Consider the following 18,987-nt stretch of genomic DNA (forward strand, 5'->3'; position numbering starts at 1 on the left):
GCCGTTTTCTTTTGGGCGGGTGAGTACGTTAAAGTCCTTGAGAGACGACAGGAGCAAGCTATGGAACTCAGCAGTACGGCGGCACGGGCGCTGCCGGTGGTGGATGCGCGGATCTACCCGCGTGGTGGCCTGGACGTGTTGTCCAAGGCGGAAGTGGCCCGGTTGCGCGATGCATCCAGCGGCGGCATGCACGAATTGCTGCGCCGTTGCGCGCTGGCGGTGCTGACCAGCGGCAGCGCTTCCGACGACCCGCGCGCCGCGCGCGATCTGTACCCGGATTTCGACATCCAGGTGAACCAGCAGGATCGCGGTATCCGCATCGACCTTAGCAATGCACCGGCAATGGCGTTCGTCGATGGCGAGATCATCCGCGGCGTCGCCGAGCTGCTGTTTGCCGTCGTGCGCGATCTGGCCTACATGGCCATCGAGCTGGAAGCGCAACGCGGCGATTTGGACACCAGCGAGGGCATCACCAACGCAGTGTTCGGCCAGTTGCGTAACGCGCGCATCCTGCAGCCGTCCGACCCGAATCTGGTCGTGTGCTGGGGCGGGCATTCCATCTCGCGCGACGAATATCTGTATACCAAGCAGGTGGGCTACGAGCTAGGCCTACGCGGGCTGGACATCTGCACCGGCTGTGGCCCGGGCGCAATGAAGGGCCCGATGAAGGGCGCCACCATCGCACACGCCAAACAGCGCAAGCACCACACGCGCTACATCGGCGTAACCGAGCCTGGCATCATCGCGGCCGAATCGCCGAACCCGATCGTCAACCACCTGGTGATCATGCCGGACATCGAGAAGCGCCTTGAGGCCTTCGTTCGTATCGGTCACGGCATTCTGGTGTTTCCGGGCGGCGTCGGCACTGCCGAAGAGATCCTGTATTTGCTCGGCATTCTGCTGCGCGAAGAAAACGCGGACCTACCGTTCCCGCTGATCCTGACCGGGCCGACCATCGCCGCGCCGTATTTCGAACAGATCGACCGCTTCATTCGCCTCACCCTCGGCGACGCGGCAGCGTCACGCTACGAGATCATCGTTGGCGACCCGGTCGCCGTTGCGCGCCGCATGGCAGAAGGCATCCACGAGGTGCGCGCGCATCGCAAGGACCAGAAGGACTCGTACTACTTCAGCTGGTCGGTGCACATCCCGCTCGAGTACCAGCAGCCCTTCGTCCCCAGCCACGAAGCCATGGCCGCCCTGGACCTGCACCACGGCCGCCCGGCACCCGAACTGGCGGCCGACCTGCGCCGCGCCTTCTCCGGCATCGTCGCCGGCAACGTCAAGGAAGACGGCATGCGCCGCATCGAAGAGTTCGGCCCCTTCGAGATCCACGGCGACCCGGACATCATGCAGGCCCTGGACGAACTGCTGCGCGGTTTCGTCGAGCAGCGCCGGATGAAGATCTCGGGAGACTACCGGCCTTGTTATCGGGTGGTGACTTAAATCTGTTGAGGATTTCAGGGGCCGATTCAGGCGTTCATCGGGCCAATACGCCGCTTATCTGCGCCTGATTGCTTTCGGCGGCGTTGTTGCCAATGCTGTGGGGGTCAACGCAGGGGAGCGTCTGAATGTCTGTTATCCGTCCGCGCGGATTCACCTTGATTGAGCTTATGGTAACCGTGGCCGTGCTTGCGATCATGTCTGCCATCGCTTATCCGAGTTTTCAAGGTGTATTGCGTTCTAACCGCGTCGCTGCAGCAAATAATGAGTTGATGGCTCTTTTGAATTTGGCCCGAAGCGAAGCCATCCGTAACGGTCAGGGTGGGGGAGTATGCGGCAGTTCCAACGGCACCGCATGCGACGGTAGTTGGAGCGCTGGGGTCATGGCCTGGGGCGATACTAATGGGAACGGTGGCTTTGACGCAGGCGAGGCTGTCCTACGTTTTTCTACTGGAAATCCCCGTCTCATCGTCCAAGGGCCTACCACTGGGACGGTGATAGGGTTCGATGCGCGCGGCCGCCGCCGGGCGGTCGCCGACCAGCAACTCGGACTTCGACCTGATCAATGCGGGGGTCAGGCTCTCAAAAGATCACTGACCGTCAATGCGTCCGGCCAGATCCGTAGCAAAAAGGAAGCTTGCTCATGAGACGTAATGGATGTGCTGGCGCGCGCGCACGGAGTGGTTTCACTCTTATCGAAGTATTGATTGCCATTTTGGTGCTGGCTTTCGGGCTGCTTGGATTTGCACTTCTGCAGACTATGAATGTCCGCTTCGTCCAGAGTGCGAACTACCGCACTCAGGCAACAAACCTGGCGTACGACCTCATCGATCAGATGCGATCGAACAGGTACCTGGTTACCCAATACACTGCTGCTACCTTTGCCGCAGGGTCTGTGACAATTGGTGGCGCCTGTGGTTATCCGACTGGTGCGACGGTAGCCGTTGCACAAAATATTGCGCGTTGGCAGTGCCAAGTTGCGAAGGCGCTGGGAGATAAGGCAGCTGCTACGGTTACATACACAAATGGAGTTGCAACTGTATCGATTAGCTGGGGCGACCAGCGTTGGGACAAGGACAACCCCGATACGTTAACCAGCTTTGCGTTGCGCACGGAGATTTGACCAAAATGAGTCTTTACAGACGCAGTGCCGGTCTTTCTCTAATCGAGCTGATGATTGCGATGGTAATCGGGCTGGTGCTGTTGTTGGGCATCATCCAGATCTTTTCAGCTTCGCGCACGGCTGCCCAGCTTTCTGAAGGTGCGTCGCGTGTGCAGGAAAATGGACGATTCGCATTGGACTACTTGGCGCGGGATATCCGCATGGCCGGACATTTCGGTTGCGTCAATGACCAAGCTCAGTTTGTGAGGGCACAGGGAGATCCGCGAGTGAATCTTTCTGCCGCTACTGGAAGCGGAAGTCCGCTGGATTTTTCCGTGTCGATCCAGGGGTACGAGGCACCAGGAACAGCGCCTGGCGATGCTCTAACGATCGGAGCCAGTGCGGGCGCCATCAGTGGACTGCCAGCAGCCATTCAAAATCTCAGCCCGGCTCCACGAGCTGGTAGCGACATCATTGTCTTACGGTTTCTATCGGCAGAGGGGGTCCCAGCGACCGGTATTGCGGCAGCGGGTTCCAACACAACGCTGACGATGGATGCGAGCCGTTGGGCACGCCTTACCGATGATGGCGTCGCGGCACCGACGTTGTTTGGAATCGCCGATTGCGCACATGCGGATGTTTTTGCCGGTACAACTACGGCGGGAACCGTGGTTGCATCAGGCGTCAATCTGTCCGGTCGCTATGTCGTGCAACCTACGGGACAGACGATGGTTTACCGAGCTGAGTCATTGGTTTACTACGTCGCCAACAATCCCGACACGGGTGAGCCAGCTTTGCGGCGCGCCCGGGCTGGAAGCAATGGTCAGTACACCAGTGAAGAATTGGTGGAGGGAATCGAAAGTCTGCAATTCCTTTATGGATTGGATAGCACTGAAACTATTTCTACACAGACTCCGCCCGCAGGAAATATCACCGCCCAGCGCGTGGCAAGCGGTGTCGCTGTCGCGACCGACGCAGTAGCGTCCAATCAGTGGCGTAGGGTTGGTCAGGTTCAGGTAGGTGTTCTCGCGCGAAGTCCGACCGCTGCGTCAGCAGCTGCGCCGGTCCAAAACAGCCGCCAAGGCGTAATCGGAGTCACGGTAGTTCCGCCTAGTGTTAGTGATGGACGCTATCGCGCTAGCTACGAACTTTCAGTAGCGCTGCGCAACCGCTTGTTCGGGAACTGATTATGCCAACGACAGGTTTCAATGAAGATCGCAAGTTGGATTTGGTTGGCGGCAATCGGCAGCGAGGCGCCGTCTTATACGTGGCGCTTATCATCCTAGTGCTTCTGGCGCTGATCGGTATTGCTGGCATCCAAGTATCTGGCATGCAGGAAAAAATGGCATCGAATTATCGTGCCGTAAACCGCGCATTCGAAGAGGCCGAAGGTACGGTGAGAAATGCAGAGAATTCGGTGGAGAAGATTTCTAACCGGACCACGTCATCTAGCGACGTAACTAGTTTGGTGGGTTCTGGTGACATTAAGCGTGTTTGTGATGATGGATTCGATCCAATGCAATGGGCACAGTCGCAAACCTCCAATCGTGCCGTCAATGTCCGTCAAATAGACCAGTGCATTCAAGGTGAGGCAAATATCGGCATGGGGCAGCCTGTAGATCCAGCATCTCCGGTATTCCAGATCACCGGTGTTGCCGCCGATGACGCTAATAATCCCACCTCTGAGGCGGCGATCGACACCGTCTTCAAACTTTGAAGAAACGTATATGACATCTCGCAGAACGAAAGTCATTCTTGCTTCTACGGTATCCGGTGCCATTGGATTGGGTTTCTTCATCTACGCTTTGGTGGCAGCACAAGGGCAAGGAGTACTGGCCCAAGCACCTATGAATGATGAGGTGCAGACACCCCCAGCATTCGTGATGGCGGTTGATGACTCCGGCTCCATGACATTTCAAACCCAATTCCCCGGGCAAGATGGACAAGGCTGCTGGAGTACGACTAGGCAAAGCTTCTTCAGCAGCGCTGGAGTCCTAAATACGGAAGACTCTCCAAGCGTAGTCTGCGGCTACAACCATGTTCTGCCGGGTGTCCGCATTGATGAGAATCGCCTAGGTGTTCCTCCGTTGGATGGTTTGGGCTTTGCGCGTTCGGCGACTTACAACCCAACTTATTATGATCCTGCTGTGAAGTACGATCCATGGGTGAATAGCGACCGCAATATTTTTCCTCAGGCTAATGTAGTCAATACGCGTATCAATCCGTTACAGACTGCTACGGTTGCACTCTCGTCGAACTATATGGGCGAAGATTTTAGTGGCAGTTTTCGTATACAGAATGGAATGGTGCTTCCTAGAGGGACTGGTTATAGGCAGCGTTTCCGCGACAACAATAACGCTCTCTTCTTCGGTGCGGAGCAAATCACCACTTCTGACGTGACTTGGAACGCAGGAGCGCAGACGCTTCTGATCCGTTTTTGGCCTGCTACTTTTTTTGTTCCTTATACTGGAGCAAACGATGCACGGCCAGTGCTACAGGGCAGTGTCGGTGCATACGACTCTGCGTTACGTGAGCGTGTGCGAGATGCGTGTGGCGCCGGCTGTGATCTCTGGAAGTATACTATCCGTGCTAGTGACGCAGATGCTCTCCAAAACTTTGCTAATTGGTTTTCATTTTATGGAAATCGAAATCGAGCAATTATCGCTGGCATGACGCGATCATTGGCGGATGTCAATAATATGCGGGTAGGTTTCTTTAGAATCAATCAAAATGCCAGTTACGATGCTGTAAGTGAGCTGTTGCCTATGCGCAACATGGGTACCCCCAGCGAGAAGGTGGCACTCTATAATTCAATTCTTGCGCTGCCTGCGAGTGGCGGTACGCCAAATCGGCAAGCAGTTAATGCGGCGGGGATCCAGTTTCGGCGTACTGATAGCGCAGCACCAGTTCAATTGGCGTGCCAGAAGAATGCGGTCATGCTATTTACGGATGGATATAGTAACCAGGATGGTCCATCTGTTAGTAATGCAAGCGGTGATGGTGATATGGGAATCCCGTTTAGTGATGGGTACGACAACACTATGGGCGATATCGCTGCCAGGTATTACAAGAATATTAATGGTGGATCTCCTATTCGAGCAGATCTACCTGCTGGGCTAGTTCCAGTCCCGAGCTCATGCAACACCGCAAATGCGAGCGTGCGTCTGGATTGTCAAAAGAATCTGCACGTCAATTTCTACGGCATTACGTTAGGGGCGCGCGGCAATCTTTTCAATCCAAATGTAGTGCAGGATGCGTACACCACACCAGCGGTCTATCAAAACTGGCCATTTCGCGAGAATGACGAGCGAAGCACTGTTGACGATATTTGGCACGCAGCAACCAATACTCGTGGTCAATATATCAACGCCCGAACTCCAGCTGAGATCACTCAAGCCATGCGGCGAGTGCTTTCTTCTGTGACATCAGGTTCCTCCCCGTCCGGGACTCTGGCCCAGAGTGGGGCGCGTATTGGCACTGGATCTTTCTCGGTCGCCCCCAGTTATGAGATTGCCAATGAAGGGACAGACTGGTTTGGTCGGCTAACAGGGTACACAGTGACGGTCAACCAGCAAACACGTGAGGCAGTCAGTACCGCCGCTTGGGAGGCTAGCGCACGCATGCCATCAGCTACGGCTCGTAATGTGTTGGTTAGCAAGGCTGGCGTGGTCTCAGCCTTTAATGACGCTAACGTTTCGCTTGCCGATCTCTGTACTAAATCGACAGCACTCTATCCGGGCATGTCTCTTTGCACCGGTTCAGACCTTTCTAACCTTGGGGCTACTGCTGCGACAGCGAGCGCTTACTTGCGTGGCGATGCGTCTGGCGAGGTGCGTAGCGGTGGTCGCTTGCGCGATCGCACTACTGTCCTGGGAGATATTGTTAATTCTGCCCCGGTCATAAGCTCTCCGTTAGATGATTATGGCTATCGCAGTTTACCTGGCGCTCCGGGAAGTACTTACCAGGCTTATCTAAATGCCAAGAAAGCGGGTCGGAATTACATGGTCTACGTCGGGGCCAATGATGGAATGCTGCACGGCTTTGACGGCGGCATGAATGGCGAGGGGGTCATGGCCTCGAACGGTGGGGTTGAGCGTTTCGCTTATATACCATCGACGGCACTTGGGCACATGGGTAACTTACTGTTGCCCTACGACCCAGCAAATCAAAATGACCAGAAGTTTAGTCACCGTTATTACGTTGATGGGCCACTGGCTGTATCGGACACTTATTATGGGGGGGCTTGGAAGACAAGCTTGGTTGGCACCTCTGGTGCGGGCGGGCGCGGTGTGTTCGCATTTGACGTGACGACGCCCACGAGTGTTACTGCAACTAGTCGCCTTTGGGAAATTAGCGATCTTGATAACTCTTTGGCCGCGACGGTTCGCAATAACATCGGTTTCGTTCTGGGTAAGCCTGTTATCGTTCCGATCTTGAATTCGGCTGGTGCCGTAACCTGGAAGGCCATTTTCGGAAATGGCTACAATAGTGCCAGTGGGAAAGCCGTACTTTTTCTTGTCGACATAAAGACTGGGGCGCCGACGATCACCATGATCGAAGCTGCTGAGCCGGGCAACAGCATTTCCGGCAGTAATGGCTTGGGGAACATTGTTGTTGTCGACCGGTGGGGTGGTGCCAACCAACTGGATAGGTTGCGTGACGGCTACGCCGATACGGTCTACGCTGCAGATCAAAAAGGTGCTGTTTGGAAATTTGATTTGCGTAATATAACAACTGCGCTTACTGTGCCTCTATTCACTGGTCGTACATCAGTGGAGAATGGAGCAACATATCGTCAGCCTATTACTGGGGGCTTAGTAGCGACTGCGGGTGAAAATGGAGGCGTAACATTGTTCTTTGGTACGGGTAGTTTCTCGTTCCAGAATGATCCGTTTGACACGGCGGTTCAGTCGCTTTACGGCATCAACGATGTTAGTGCTGGGGTCATTACAACTACACTCACGCGCTCTAACTTGCAGGCGAACTCAGTCGCGACAGCTGGTACTTCCCGTAGTCTTGTGATGGGCTCTAATGTGACAGGCGGGCAAGGTTGGTATGTGGATCTGCCTGCCGGGGAGCGCATGGTCGGCAATCCTAATGTTGCGTCTGGTATCGTTTTTATACCGACGTACGTTCCCAATCCCAACAGCGTTGGCTGTGCTGCGCAGGGTAGTAATTGGCTCTTTGGATTGGATACCCGGACAGGCGGTGCAGCCTTGGATGTTGCTCGAAACGGCTCTCCTACTGGTGCCGCATTTGCTTCTGGGACGGCTGCAACTTCCTTGACTACTCAGGGAACAACGCCTGTAAAAGACGTGGGTGTCTCAGCGATCCCTCGCTTGACGCCAGCTGATACGGCTCCTGGTGGTAGCTCATGTTGGATGGTGATCAACGTGGCGGGCGCGCAGCCGATGTACGTTCCTTATCCATGCGGAAGGCAATCGTGGAGGCAAATTCAGTGATCGGACTACACAAGCGCTCTCGTGTCCAAATGTTGAAGTATTCTTCGAGGCAAGAGCATGGTTTTACGCTTATCGAGCTGATGATTGTTGTTGCTGTGGTTGCGATCCTGTCAGCGATTGCATATCCCAGCTACTCTGAGCATGTTCGAAAGTCAAGACGCGCTCAAGCCAAGGTCGATCTCGTTGAATACGGGCAGTTGGCAGAGCGATTTCACACGGTGCAAAACACGTACGTTGGTTTCAGCCTACCAACAGCGGTTTCACCACGAGAAGGAGGAACGGCGGCATACGCGCTTAACCTGTCTCAACAGACGCAGTCTGGCTACATCATCACTGCAACGCCGAGTGCTGTCCAATCTGCCGACAAGTGCGGTACCTTGAGCATCGACCAGGCAAGTCGCAAGACGAATTCAAAAGGCAACAAGTCCGACTGCTGGTAGGGATGAAGATTTTTTTCGCTCTGGGGGTGTTGCATTGCGGTCGGATCTTGCTACAATGCCGACCCCGCCCGAATAGCTCAGCCGGTTAGAGCACTTGACTGTTAATCAGGGGGTCGTTGGTTCGAGTCCAACTTCGGGCGCCAAAATGTTGAGAAGGCCGCGACTTGTCGCGGCCTTCTCGTTTTTGATTCTCAGCGCGGCCGGCAGGGGGCGGGTGTCGTGTAGCGTACGGCGCGGGTTCTTCCCGCGTTGTTCACGATGACGTCGACTAGCTTGGTGGCGTTTCTGCAGACGCTAAGAGTGATGTTGCTGCCGCTGCTCCTGCCGCTTGGTAGGAAGCGCACAATAGGGCGGCCGAGTGTCGCGGTGACGTCGATGCCACTGTTCTCCTGGTAATGAGTGGCCCTCAGAATTGAAGCTGTATCTGCTGGTTGTCCTCGGCGATTCGGGTCCTTGAACAGGATCCAGCCTTGGCTCCAAATGCGGTCACTCCGGCAAGTTGCTCCTTCCGCAGATGGGCACACACTTACAGGCGCCCGCTGCGTCACTGCCATGCTTCTAGCCATGGCAAGGTGTGATGTCAGTAGGTGAACGCGTGTTGTTGCCTGCTGCCACTCTAAAACCTGCTGAAAGCTGGGCAAGCCGATGGTCGCCAGAATGCCGATGACCGCCATCACGATCAGCAACTGGACTGCGGTGTACCCTCTCGCGCTCGAATGAGTCACTGCCCGCATCGCGCCTCTCCTTAGGGTCGAGCGAGCAGTCTCAACGTTGACCGGCGGCCAGGTAACGCCTGCTTCACTCAAGCAGGCGTCAGACTTTTCCTGACACTGACCTCCGTTATTTCGTGCAGCCTTCCCCCGAGATTCGCTCCATGACCGACCGTTTTGAGCTCGTATCCCCGTACTCCCCAGCCGGCGACCAGCCGGCGGCCATCGACAAGCTGGTGGCCAACTTCGAAGCTGGCCTGGCCAAGCAGACCCTGCTCGGGGTGACCGGCTCGGGCAAGACCTACACCATCGCCAATGTCGTGCAGCAGGTGCAAAAGCCCACCTTGGTGATGGCGCCGAACAAGACGTTGGCGGCGCAGCTGTATGGCGAGTTCAAGTCGTTCTTCCCGAACAATGCCGTCGAATACTTCGTCAGCTATTACGACTACTACCAGCCCGAAGCCTACGTGCCGTCGTCGGATACCTTCATCGAGAAGGACAGTTCGATCAACGAGCACATCGAGCAGATGCGTCTATCGGCGACGAAGACCTTGCTGTCGCGGCGCGATTCGCTGGTGGTTGCCACGGTATCGGCGATCTACGGTCTTGGCGCGCCGGAGGACTATCTGTCGCTGCGTCTGATCCTGTCGGTGGGCGAGCACATCGATCAGCGTCAGTTGATCCGCCATCTCACCGATCTGCAGTACACCCGCAACGAATTCGAGCTCACGCGCGGCGCGTTCCGTGTGCGTGGCGAGGTGCTGGATGTGTTCCCCGCGGAGTCGGACACCGAAGCATTGCGCATCGAATTGTTCGATGGCGACATCGAGCAGCTCACTTTGTTCGACCCGTTGACCGGCGAAACCCTGCGCAAGCTGCAGCGTTACACCGTGTATCCCAAGACGCATTACGCCACCACGCGCGAGCGCACGCTCAGTGCGGTCGACACGATCAAGGACGAACTGAAGGAGCGGCTGGAGCAGTTGTATTCGCAGAACAAATTGGTCGAAGCGCAGCGTCTGGCGCAGCGCACCCAGTTCGATCTGGAAATGATGGCCGAAGTGGGCTTCTGCAACGGCATCGAGAACTACTCGCGGCATCTCACCGGCAAGGCGCCAGGCGAGCCGCCGCCGACGTTATTCGACTACCTGCCACCAGATGCGCTACTGGTGATCGATGAGTCGCACGTGACCATTCCGCAGATCGGTGCGATGTACAAGGGCGACCGTTCGCGCAAGGAAACGTTGGTGGAATTCGGCTTCCGCCTGCCGTCGGCGCTCGACAACCGGCCGTTGCGCTTCGAAGAGTGGGAGGCGCGTTCGCCGCGCAGCATCTACGTGTCCGCGACGCCTGGTCCTTACGAGTTGCGCGAGTCTGCCGGCGAAATCACCGAGCTGGTGGTGCGTCCTACGGGGTTGATCGATCCGATCGTGGAGATACGCCCGGTCGGCACGCAGGTCGACGACTTGATGTCCGAAGTGCACGAGCGCATCAAGCTCGGCGATCGCGTGTTGGTCACAACGCTGACCAAGCGCATGTCTGAGAACCTGACCGAGTACCTGAGTGAGCACGGCATTCGCGTGCGCTATCTGCACTCGGATATCGATACGGTCGAGCGCGTGGAGATCATTCGCGATCTGCGTCTGGGCAAGTTCGATGTGCTGGTCGGCATCAATCTTCTGCGCGAAGGTCTGGATATGCCGGAAGTGTCATTGGTGGCGATTCTGGATGCGGACAAGGAAGGCTTCCTGCGGTCGACCGGCTCGTTGATCCAGACCATCGGTCGTGCCGCACGCAATCTGCGCGGCAAGGCCATTTTGTATGCCGACAAGATGACGCGCTCGATGAAGGCCGCGATCGACGAGACCGACCGTCGTCGCGAGAAGCAGGTGGAGTACAACCTCGAACACGGCATCACGCCGAAGTCGGTGGCGCGCCCGATCTCCGACATCATGGAGGGCGCGCGCGAGGATGCGGCCGAAAAACGTGCCGGCAAGGGGCGGTCGAAGTCGCGCCAGGTTGCCGAAGAGACGCCCGACTATCGTGCGATGAAGCCTGCGGAAATTGCCGGCAAGCTCAAGAGCCTGGAGCAAAAGATGTATCAGCACGCCAAGGATCTGGAGTTCGAGGCAGCGGCGCAGATTCGCGACCAGATCCAGAAATTGAAGGCGGCAAGCCTGGGGTAGGGCGGAGTGACAGGCGAAGCGCAGGGAGGGCTTGTGGTCGGCAAAACCCTGCGCTAGAATGCGCGCCCTGCACAGCGCAATGCTGACGCAGGATTCGGGCGGTTAGCTCAGCGGTAGAGCACTACCTTGACATGGTAGGGGTCACAGGTTCGAACCCTGTACCGCCCACCACTTCAAGTCCAGAAAGCAAGGGCTTGAGTGGGTAAGAGACTGGTAGCAGAGAAGCTGCCATTTACTTGGACGTGAGCGACTCAGAGGCTGGTGCAGCTCAGGCAGGCCTTTTGCCAAGTCCTCGACACTCATCCCACTCCCTCCTTTGCCTCGTCAAAATACGTCGAATCGAACGTCGTGTAACTGTGGGTGTTGCTAGCTGCGCGACGACCTGGCAAGCCCGACATTTCCCGCGCAGGTGCACCGCATGGCGCAACCGTATCGCGATGGTGGGGCGGAAAGCCTCTGGTATGAACCATGCCGTCGCCAGTGCGGCGTAATCTTCGCCGAGCGCCCCCCATTCGATTGCCGCCATGCAACCTGCCAGCTCGCGATCTAGCTCGATCGCGTGTCGCGCATGAGGTGGGCGTCCACTGCTGATAGCGCTGAAACGGCCGGTCGATGCTTGTTTGGCTTCGGCCAAACCGGCAGAGAGGTCGAGCCAGGTTCGACAGCTCAGGTCCTGAAGCGAGGCAGGTTGGCTTGTGCGGTCACGCGTGTCGCCGAAACCGCTTTCTCCGTCACACGTCTTGCTTTAGCATCGCCTCCGCGCTGACGGAAAGGAAGGCTGGCGATGGACGAGTATCAGCACACCGTGCTGACCAGGGGTGGTTACCGTATCGTGGCGATTACGCGCGACGAGGTGTATGCACCCGATGCGGTGGTGGCGTATGCGGTCGTGACCGATGCGGGAACGCGAATAACGCCGGATCTTTCTTTGGATCAAGCCAATGTATGGATCGACTCGCTCGTCGAAAGTGAGAGCGGGGGCCGCAAGACGGACCTGATCGACCACAAGCCTGTCGTCCGTCGCTAGAACGCCGTCCAGATACAAGCCTAGGGAGAAGGGCGCATGTCCAAAGTCAACATAATCGCGATTGCCACTGCGGTGGCAGTGCTCGCCGGATATCTGCTGTCCGGCTATGTGACCCTGCTACTGCTGCGGCTCGATACAAGCCTGTACAGCTGGGACACCTATTACCGCTACTACAGCGCGTTGGGGTTGCCGCAAGTTGCTGCCTATGCCACCAAGATCAAGATGTCTGGTGTCATCGGCTTCGGTTTTCCGGCGCTCGTTTGGATCATCGGCATTGCCCTGATTCTCAAGCCCAAGACGCCCGCGCTGCACGGCGATGCGCGCTTCGCCGGGGCTGCCGATCTTGCCAAGCACGGGCTCTTCAAGCCGAGTGGGAACGGCATCGTCGTCGGCAAATTCAACGGCAAGCTGGTGCGTCTGAGCGGGCAGCAATTCGTGATCCTCGCCGCGCCAACGCGCTCGGGCAAGGGTGTGGGTGTGGTCATCCCGAACCTGCTTGAGTACCAGGAATCGATCGTTGTGCTGGACATCAAGCAGGAAAACTTCGATCTGACCAGCGGCTGGCGTGCCAGCCAGGGGCAAGAGGTCTTTCTGTTTAACCCGTTTGCCGAAGACCGGCGCACGCATCGCTGGAATCCGCTGACGTACGTGTCGAACGATCCCGCGTTTCGCGTCTCGGACCTGATGAGCATTGCTGCCATGCTGTACCCGGATGGATCGGACGACCAAAAATTCTGGGTCAGCCAGGCGCGCAACGCGTTCTTGGCCTTTGCCCTGTACTTGTTCGAGAATCAGGACGAAGAGCTTGCTCTCGGCTTTCCGGGCGGGGCAGGCGCTCCCACGCTGGGTGGAATCTACCGCCTGTCGTCGGGCGACGGTAGCGACCTCAAGAAGTACTTGAAGTCATTGTCAGAGCGACGGTTCCTCAGCAGCAATGCCAAGTCGGCCTTTTCCAATATGCTGTCCCAGGCGGATGAGACCTTCGCGTCCATCATGGGCACCCTGAAAGAACCGCTCAACGCATGGATCAACCCTGTGCTGGATGCGGCCACCAGTGCCGACGACTTCCTGCTCACGGATCTACGCAAGAAGAAGATGACGATCTACATCGGCATCCAGCCCAACAAGCTGGCCGAAAGCCGTCTGATCATCAATCTGCTGTTCAGTCAGATTATCAACCTCAACACCCGCGAGTTGCCGAAGTCCAACCCAGAACTCAAGTACCAGTGCTTGCTGCTCATGGACGAATTCACCTCGATCGGCAAAGTCGACATCATCGCGACGGCGGTCGCCTATATGGCCGGCTACAACATCCGTCTGTTGCCCATCATCCAGAGCATGGCGCAGCTGGATGCGACCTATGGCAAGGACCTGTCGCGCACCATCATCACCAACCACGCCTTGCAGATTCTGTACGCGCCGCGCGAACAGCAGGACGCGAATGACTACTCGGAGATGTTGGGCTACACGACGATCAAGAAGAAAAACATCACCCGGGGCAGGGAGACGACCCGCAGCGTGTCGGAAGAGCGGCGGGCATTGATGCTTCCCCAGGAACTCAAGGCGATGGGCAACGAGAAGGAAGTGTTCCTGTACGAGGGCATCCCGCATCCTGTGAAGTGCGACAAGATCCGCTACTACGAAGATCGGTACTTCACGGCGCGGCTGTTGCCCAAAACAGATGTGAAAACGCTTTCCATCAGAGTGTGATGGTTGTCACAAATTAACGGTGTGCACGTGCTGGTAATTCTTGACTCATGTGCTCGTTAAGGGCAAAGTTACCCAGAATTCTTGCATTGTTGATTTTTTGTTAAGGGGGCGGCGCCGGACGGGGTCGTATAGGAGTAAGGCTATGGATGGTTCTTCGTTGTGTTCATCTTCCTCGTTCGCGCGTATGCGCTGCGCTGCCCCTGCTGTCTGGGCGGGCCAGGTGCGCCTCGTGTGTCCAAACATTTCTACAGGTTCGTCATCGCTTCGCCACCTCTAGGTGTGCGGGGCCGCAGTGCTGTCCTTCGTTAAGCCCGAAATTTCCTGAGTTGGAGAAGTCAGAGTGAATCCGATGTATGTGTCCAAGCTGTCATTGGTGTTGGCGGCCGCCATGTTGGCTGGCGCTTGCGCGACCAAGCCTGCTCCTGACTTTGGTGGGCGCTGGAAGCACGTCAATCACTTTGACGAGGCTCCGACCGAAATTCCTCTTTACACCTCCTACACGTATCAGGCGACGCCGATGGACGGCACGCTGAAGACGATGCTGGAACGTTGGGCGGCGGACTCCAATATGCAGTTGTCTTACAACTTGCCGTCGGACTACACGCTTATCGCACCGGTTTCTAATATCAGCACCACCAGCGTGCAGCAGGCCGCAACTGAGCTCAGCGCGGTGTATGCCGCGCAAGGTGTCTCGGTGTCAGTCTCAGCCAACAAGCTGCTCGTGCAGCCTGTGCCGGTGTCAGCGGGTTCCAAACTCTGAGGGTGCGTCGACCGATGTGATGCACATGTGGCATTGCATTTGCAGGAACGTCCATGCTTCCAAAGTGCCCGCAACCCATCGCGGCAACAGTTTCAGGCCTGACAAGGCCCCACGGTGACGGATCTAGACATGTTGCGTAAGAAGGTTAATGAAAAGGACGGATCTGCCCAGGTAGGCGCGGCCGTCCAGAAGGCGGTCAATTACGAGGTGAGCATCGCTGATCTCGCCCGCCGCAGTGAAAAGCGTGCATGGATTGTGGCGACCTTGTCGATGGTGGTGACGGTGATGACAGCGGGCGGTTACTACTACATGCTGCCGCTGAAGGAAAAGGTTCCTTATCTAGTAATGGCGGATGCTTATTCGGGCACCAGCACTATCGCCAAGATCGAGGCTAACTACGGTGGTCGCACGATCAGCACCAGTGAAGCGCTTGCGCGCAGCAATATTGCGCGATTCATCCTCGCGCGCGAGTCATTCGATGCATCAACCATCGGTGATCGTGATTGGAATACAGTAGCTGCGATGGCTGCTACGAATGTGCTCGGCGAATATCGCTCGCTGCACGCTGGAAATAATCCACAGAGGCCTTTCAATACTTATGGAAGGCTGCGTGCAATTCGCATCAATATCCTCAGTATTACCCTGATCGGCGGCAAGGGGCGGCCATACACTGGTGCGACAGTGCGGTTTCAGCGAAATGTCTACGACAAGGCTTCTACGATGACAACGTTACTGGATAATAAAATTGCCACCATGGGATTTGTTTATCAGGACAATCTTCAGATGAGTGATGCTCTTCGAGTGGAGAATCCTCTTGGTTTTCGTGTCACCGATTATCGCGTGGATAATGATTATTCTGCCTTGCCCGCAGCGCCGTCAGCTATCGGTACGCAGGCGCAAGCCGTCCCCCAGGCTGCATATCAGCAGCAAGTGAATCCAGGCGCGGTTGATCAAAATGCCGCTGGCGTCGTTCCACAAACAGGTGTTCCGATGCAGCAGGTCATGCCGTCGGCTCCGGGTGGCGTGCCAGTACAGCAGTCCGGATATCCTGTGCAGGCACAGCCTGCGAGCCAGCCTCAAGTTCAGCCCACGCAACCTCAAGGGATGCCGAACAATGTCAATGGAGCAAGTGGTCGATGAAACCCTTTAACCCCTACAGGGCGGCATTGGCTTTAGCGCTGCCACTCGCTTTATGTGCATTCCCAGCTGCTGCTCAGGTAGTTCAGGAGTATGAGTATGCGCCTGATAGTATTTATCAAGTTCGCACAGGCTTAGGAATTACTACCCAGATTGAGCTTAGTCCAAATGAGAAGATTTTGGATTACAGCACTGGCTTCACGGGTGGATGGGAGCTGACGCGTCGCGAAAATGTCTTCTACTTGAAGCCAAAAAACGTCGATGTCGATACGAATATGATGATTCGTACAGCCACGCATTCTTACATTTTGGAACTTAAGGTTGTGGCGACCGATTGGCAGCGCTTAGAGCAGGCCAAGCAAGCGGGCGTACAATACAAGATTCTTTTTACCTATCCGACAGATACCAGCTTCAATGGTCCAGTAGATGCCGCTGTCGCAAAAGACGGGCCCCAGCTTAATGCGAAAATCCTCAAGGATCGCCGCTATTATTATGATTACGATTATTCTACACGAACGAAAAAATCCTGGTTGATTCCCAGTCGTGTTTATGATGACGGTAAATTCACCTATATAAATATGGATTTAACGCGCTTTCCCACCGGAAATTTCCCAGCAGTCTTTGCTCGCGAAAAAGAACATAGCGAAGATTTTCTGGTTAATACGACCGTTGAGGGGAATACGTTGATTGTCCATGGCACCTATCCATTCCTGGTGGTGCGCCATGGCGATAATGTCATAGGTCTGCGAAGGAATAAGCAAAAGTGAATCCGAACACGCCAAATAACTCCGACGAGCGGGCAAGCGGCAACCGCGACGAACAGTCGCATGCTGCTCAAGATGAGCACAGCAGCAATCCGTATTTTGCGCGTCAAAACGTTGAGGGCGCGCCGGATCTAGACGCAAATGAACCGGTTCTCCGATCAAATGACATTAAGCGCCTTAATCGTAAAGCGCTGCTGTTCTTGGCAGGTATCGCCGCGCTGCTAATTGTGGCTATTTTTTGGCTGGTATCGCGAGGTTCTGATAAGGACGAGGTAAAGAAACCTCGCACCGAAACAGTGGTAGCACCAGCATTGCCTCAAAACATGACGGCCCCTGTTGATACGGCTCCCGTTCCGTTGGCCCAGCAGCAATTGAGCCTGCCGCCTATGCCGCCTGTGTCCAACGATGAAGAAGAAGTTAACGTTCCTGTCCAGCGTGAGCGTGGTCCCACCTTGCTAGAGCGTCGTATTCTTGCAGAGCAGGGCGCCGCTCAGGGAGCCCAAAATCAATCAGATGCGAATGATCCGCTTGGAATGCAGCAGTCCCCGCTGACCAAGGACGACCAAATCATGATGGCCAAGCCAATCAGTAATCCTGATGGGCTGCTGGTGCGTGGTACCTACATTCGCTGTGTGCTTGAGACGCGGATTATCTCGGATTTTGACGGTTTCGCGTCGTGCATCATCACGGAGCCGGTATATTCGATTAACGGTCACAAGTTGCTGTTGCCTAAGGGTTCCAAGGTCTTGGGGCAGTACAAAGCCGACGAGCCAAGCTCTGCTCGGATGGAGGTCGTATGGGATCGTGTCACCACGCCGACCGGCATCGATGTGACGTTAGCGGGTCCTGGTATCGATAACCTTGGTAGCGCAGGGCATCCGGGTCAGTACGATGCGCATTGGGGCAATAAAATCGCATCGGCTCTTTTTATAAGCATGCTGAGCGATGCGTTCAAGTATGCAGCCGCGGAGTATGGTCCGCGGACGACCACGGTCGGTTTGGGTAGCGGTACGATCACCGACCAGCCGTTTGAGAGCAATACAGCCGACAGTATTCAACAGGTCGCTCGTCAAGCTATTCAGAAGTCTGGGCGTCGTCCGGCAACCGTGACCATCAATCAAGGGACTGTCGTATTCGTCTATGTGGCGAAGGACGTCGATTTCACGGCGGTGTTGCCGAAATGAGCGCGACGGGTGCCGTGACGATCGAGGACTCTCCGACTGCTCGGATTTCCAATGATTTTTTGGATTATCAGTATTCGGTGTTGGGGATCCTCGATTATCTGAACTCCCCGGATGTCACGGAGATCTGTATCAATCGGCCGGGCGAGCTGTATCTTGAAACGATACACGGGTGGCAGCGGATGGAGGTTCCATCGCTTACCTTTGATCGTGCTCGCCAGTTCTGCACTGCAGTTGTCAACGAAAGTAATACCGGTCAGCGCATCACCGATGCAGATCCGGTCGTATCACTGACGTTTCCAACGGGTCAGCGTGCTCAGTTTGTGATCCCTCCTGCCTGTGATGCCGGTAAGGTGTCGATTACGATACGTCTGCCTTCCAAGCACACCAAGACCCTTGAGCAGTACAAGCACGATGGTTTTTTCGATCAGGTGCTCGAGCAGGCGTCCGATGTCAGCGATCAGGACCGTGAATTACTGGAACTGCGTCGTAACAAGGAATACTCGGAATTTTTCAAGAAGTGTGTGCTTTACAAAAAAAATGTCGTTGTCGCTGGTGCTACCGGTAGTGGAAAGACAACGTTCATGAAAGCACTTGTGAACCATATACCCAATGAAGAGCGGCTTGTCACGATCGAAGATGCGCGTGAGCTATTCATCAGTCAGCCAAATTCAGTGCACCTGCTTTACTCAAAAGGTGGGCAGAGCGCAAGTAACGTGACTGCCAAGAGTTGCATGGAGGCATGCCTGCGTATGAAGCCGGATCGCATCATTCTGGCCGAGCTTCGCGGTGATGAATCGTTTTATTTCATTCGTAACTGTGCATCCGGCCATCCGGGTTCGATCACCAGCTGCCACGCTGGTAGCGTCGAGCAAACCTGGGACCAGCTGGCACTGATGGTGAAGGCCTCCAACGAGGGGTCTGGTTTAGAATTCGAGGTCATCAAGCGTCTGTTGCGCATGACCATCGACATCGTCGTGCACATCAAGGCGCATGCTGGCCAACGCTTTATCACCGGGATCGATTTTGATCCTGCGCGAACCTTGCGTGGCGGCTGAAATGCTG

At 56.0% G+C, this 18,987-nt stretch carries 16 protein-coding genes and 2 tRNA genes; 17 read left to right on the forward strand and 1 reads right to left on the reverse strand.

Features of this window, described 5'->3' with window-relative positions:
- The first annotated feature begins 60 nt into the window (after positions 1-60).
- From ppnN to VC212_RS11760, 8 genes are all read left to right on the forward strand, one after another.
- A complete protein-coding gene (ppnN, locus tag VC212_RS11725) occupies positions 61-1,446 on the forward strand; it encodes a nucleotide 5'-monophosphate nucleosidase PpnN (RefSeq protein WP_323514917.1) in 1,386 nt (461 codons plus the stop codon).
- A 125-nt stretch (positions 1,447-1,571) separates the two neighbouring features.
- A complete protein-coding gene (locus VC212_RS11730) occupies positions 1,572-2,090 on the forward strand; it encodes a Tfp pilus assembly protein FimT/FimU (RefSeq protein WP_115554110.1) in 519 nt (172 codons plus the stop codon).
- Positions 2,087-2,566, forward strand: a complete 480-nt coding sequence (pilV, locus tag VC212_RS11735) for a type IV pilus modification protein PilV (RefSeq protein WP_115554109.1) — start codon at positions 2,087-2,089, stop codon at positions 2,564-2,566. Before VC212_RS11730 ends, pilV begins: the two co-directional genes overlap by 4 nt.
- Before the next feature lie 5 nt (positions 2,567-2,571).
- Entirely contained in the window at positions 2,572-3,732 is a 1,161-nt protein-coding gene (locus VC212_RS11740) for a PilW family protein (protein ID WP_115554108.1), read from the forward strand.
- Between the two features lie 2 nt (positions 3,733-3,734).
- Complete coding sequence (locus tag VC212_RS11745; RefSeq protein WP_115554107.1) at positions 3,735-4,262, forward strand: PilX N-terminal domain-containing pilus assembly protein; 528 nt, start codon at positions 3,735-3,737, stop codon at positions 4,260-4,262.
- A 10-nt stretch (positions 4,263-4,272) separates the two neighbouring features.
- Positions 4,273-8,007, forward strand: a complete 3,735-nt coding sequence (locus VC212_RS11750; RefSeq protein WP_323514916.1) for a PilC/PilY family type IV pilus protein — start codon at positions 4,273-4,275, stop codon at positions 8,005-8,007.
- A 29-nt stretch (positions 8,008-8,036) separates the two neighbouring features.
- A complete protein-coding gene (locus tag VC212_RS11755) occupies positions 8,037-8,447 on the forward strand; it encodes a type IV pilin protein (RefSeq protein WP_115554106.1) in 411 nt (136 codons plus the stop codon).
- Positions 8,448-8,513: 66 nt separating this feature from the next.
- Positions 8,514-8,590 (forward strand) — tRNA-Asn (locus tag VC212_RS11760).
- Positions 8,591-8,638: 48 nt separating this feature from the next.
- On the opposite strand, the gene VC212_RS11765 is transcribed toward VC212_RS11760, so the two are convergent.
- Positions 8,639-9,181, reverse strand: a complete 543-nt coding sequence (locus VC212_RS11765; protein ID WP_323525950.1) for a Tfp pilus assembly protein FimT/FimU — start codon at positions 9,179-9,181, stop codon at positions 8,639-8,641.
- Between the two features lie 140 nt (positions 9,182-9,321).
- Here VC212_RS11765 and uvrB point away from each other — a divergent pair, with 140 nt between their 5' ends.
- From uvrB to virB11, 9 genes are all read left to right on the forward strand, one after another.
- The gene (uvrB, locus tag VC212_RS11770) at positions 9,322-11,343 is read left to right on the forward strand and encodes an excinuclease ABC subunit UvrB (RefSeq protein ID WP_323514914.1); all 2,022 of its coding nucleotides are present in this window, start codon (positions 9,322-9,324) and stop codon (positions 11,341-11,343) included.
- A 96-nt stretch (positions 11,344-11,439) separates the two neighbouring features.
- A tRNA-Val gene (locus VC212_RS11775) sits at positions 11,440-11,514 on the forward strand.
- Between the two features lie 613 nt (positions 11,515-12,127).
- The gene (locus VC212_RS11780; protein ID WP_055850133.1) at positions 12,128-12,370 is read left to right on the forward strand and encodes a hypothetical protein; all 243 of its coding nucleotides are present in this window, start codon (positions 12,128-12,130) and stop codon (positions 12,368-12,370) included.
- Between the two features lie 36 nt (positions 12,371-12,406).
- Positions 12,407-14,080, forward strand: a complete 1,674-nt coding sequence (locus VC212_RS11785) for a type IV secretory system conjugative DNA transfer family protein (RefSeq protein ID WP_323514912.1) — start codon at positions 12,407-12,409, stop codon at positions 14,078-14,080.
- A gap of 349 nt (positions 14,081-14,429) precedes the next feature.
- Entirely contained in the window at positions 14,430-14,840 is a 411-nt protein-coding gene (locus tag VC212_RS11790; protein ID WP_323514985.1) for a TcpQ domain-containing protein, read from the forward strand.
- 129 nt (positions 14,841-14,969) lie between these two features.
- Complete coding sequence (locus tag VC212_RS11795; RefSeq protein ID WP_323514911.1) at positions 14,970-15,980, forward strand: type IV secretion system protein; 1,011 nt, start codon at positions 14,970-14,972, stop codon at positions 15,978-15,980.
- Positions 15,977-16,744 (forward strand): TrbG/VirB9 family P-type conjugative transfer protein, encoded by a 768-nt coding sequence (locus tag VC212_RS11800; RefSeq protein ID WP_115513308.1) that lies wholly within the window; start codon positions 15,977-15,979, stop codon positions 16,742-16,744. Before VC212_RS11795 ends, VC212_RS11800 begins: the two co-directional genes overlap by 4 nt.
- The gene (locus VC212_RS11805; RefSeq protein WP_323514910.1) at positions 16,741-17,925 is read left to right on the forward strand and encodes a TrbI/VirB10 family protein; all 1,185 of its coding nucleotides are present in this window, start codon (positions 16,741-16,743) and stop codon (positions 17,923-17,925) included. Before VC212_RS11800 ends, VC212_RS11805 begins: the two co-directional genes overlap by 4 nt.
- Positions 17,922-18,980 carry a P-type DNA transfer ATPase VirB11 gene (virB11, locus tag VC212_RS11810; RefSeq protein ID WP_115559036.1) on the forward strand — a complete coding sequence of 353 codons (1,059 nt, stop codon included), beginning with the start codon at positions 17,922-17,924 and terminating at the stop codon, positions 18,978-18,980. The genes VC212_RS11805 and virB11 overlap by 4 nt, the downstream gene beginning before the upstream one ends.
- Positions 18,981-18,987 lie beyond the last annotated feature (7 nt).

It is taken from the genome of Xanthomonas sp. WHRI 8932A (assembly GCF_035012785.1).
GTDB lineage: Bacteria > Pseudomonadota > Gammaproteobacteria > Xanthomonadales > Xanthomonadaceae > Xanthomonas.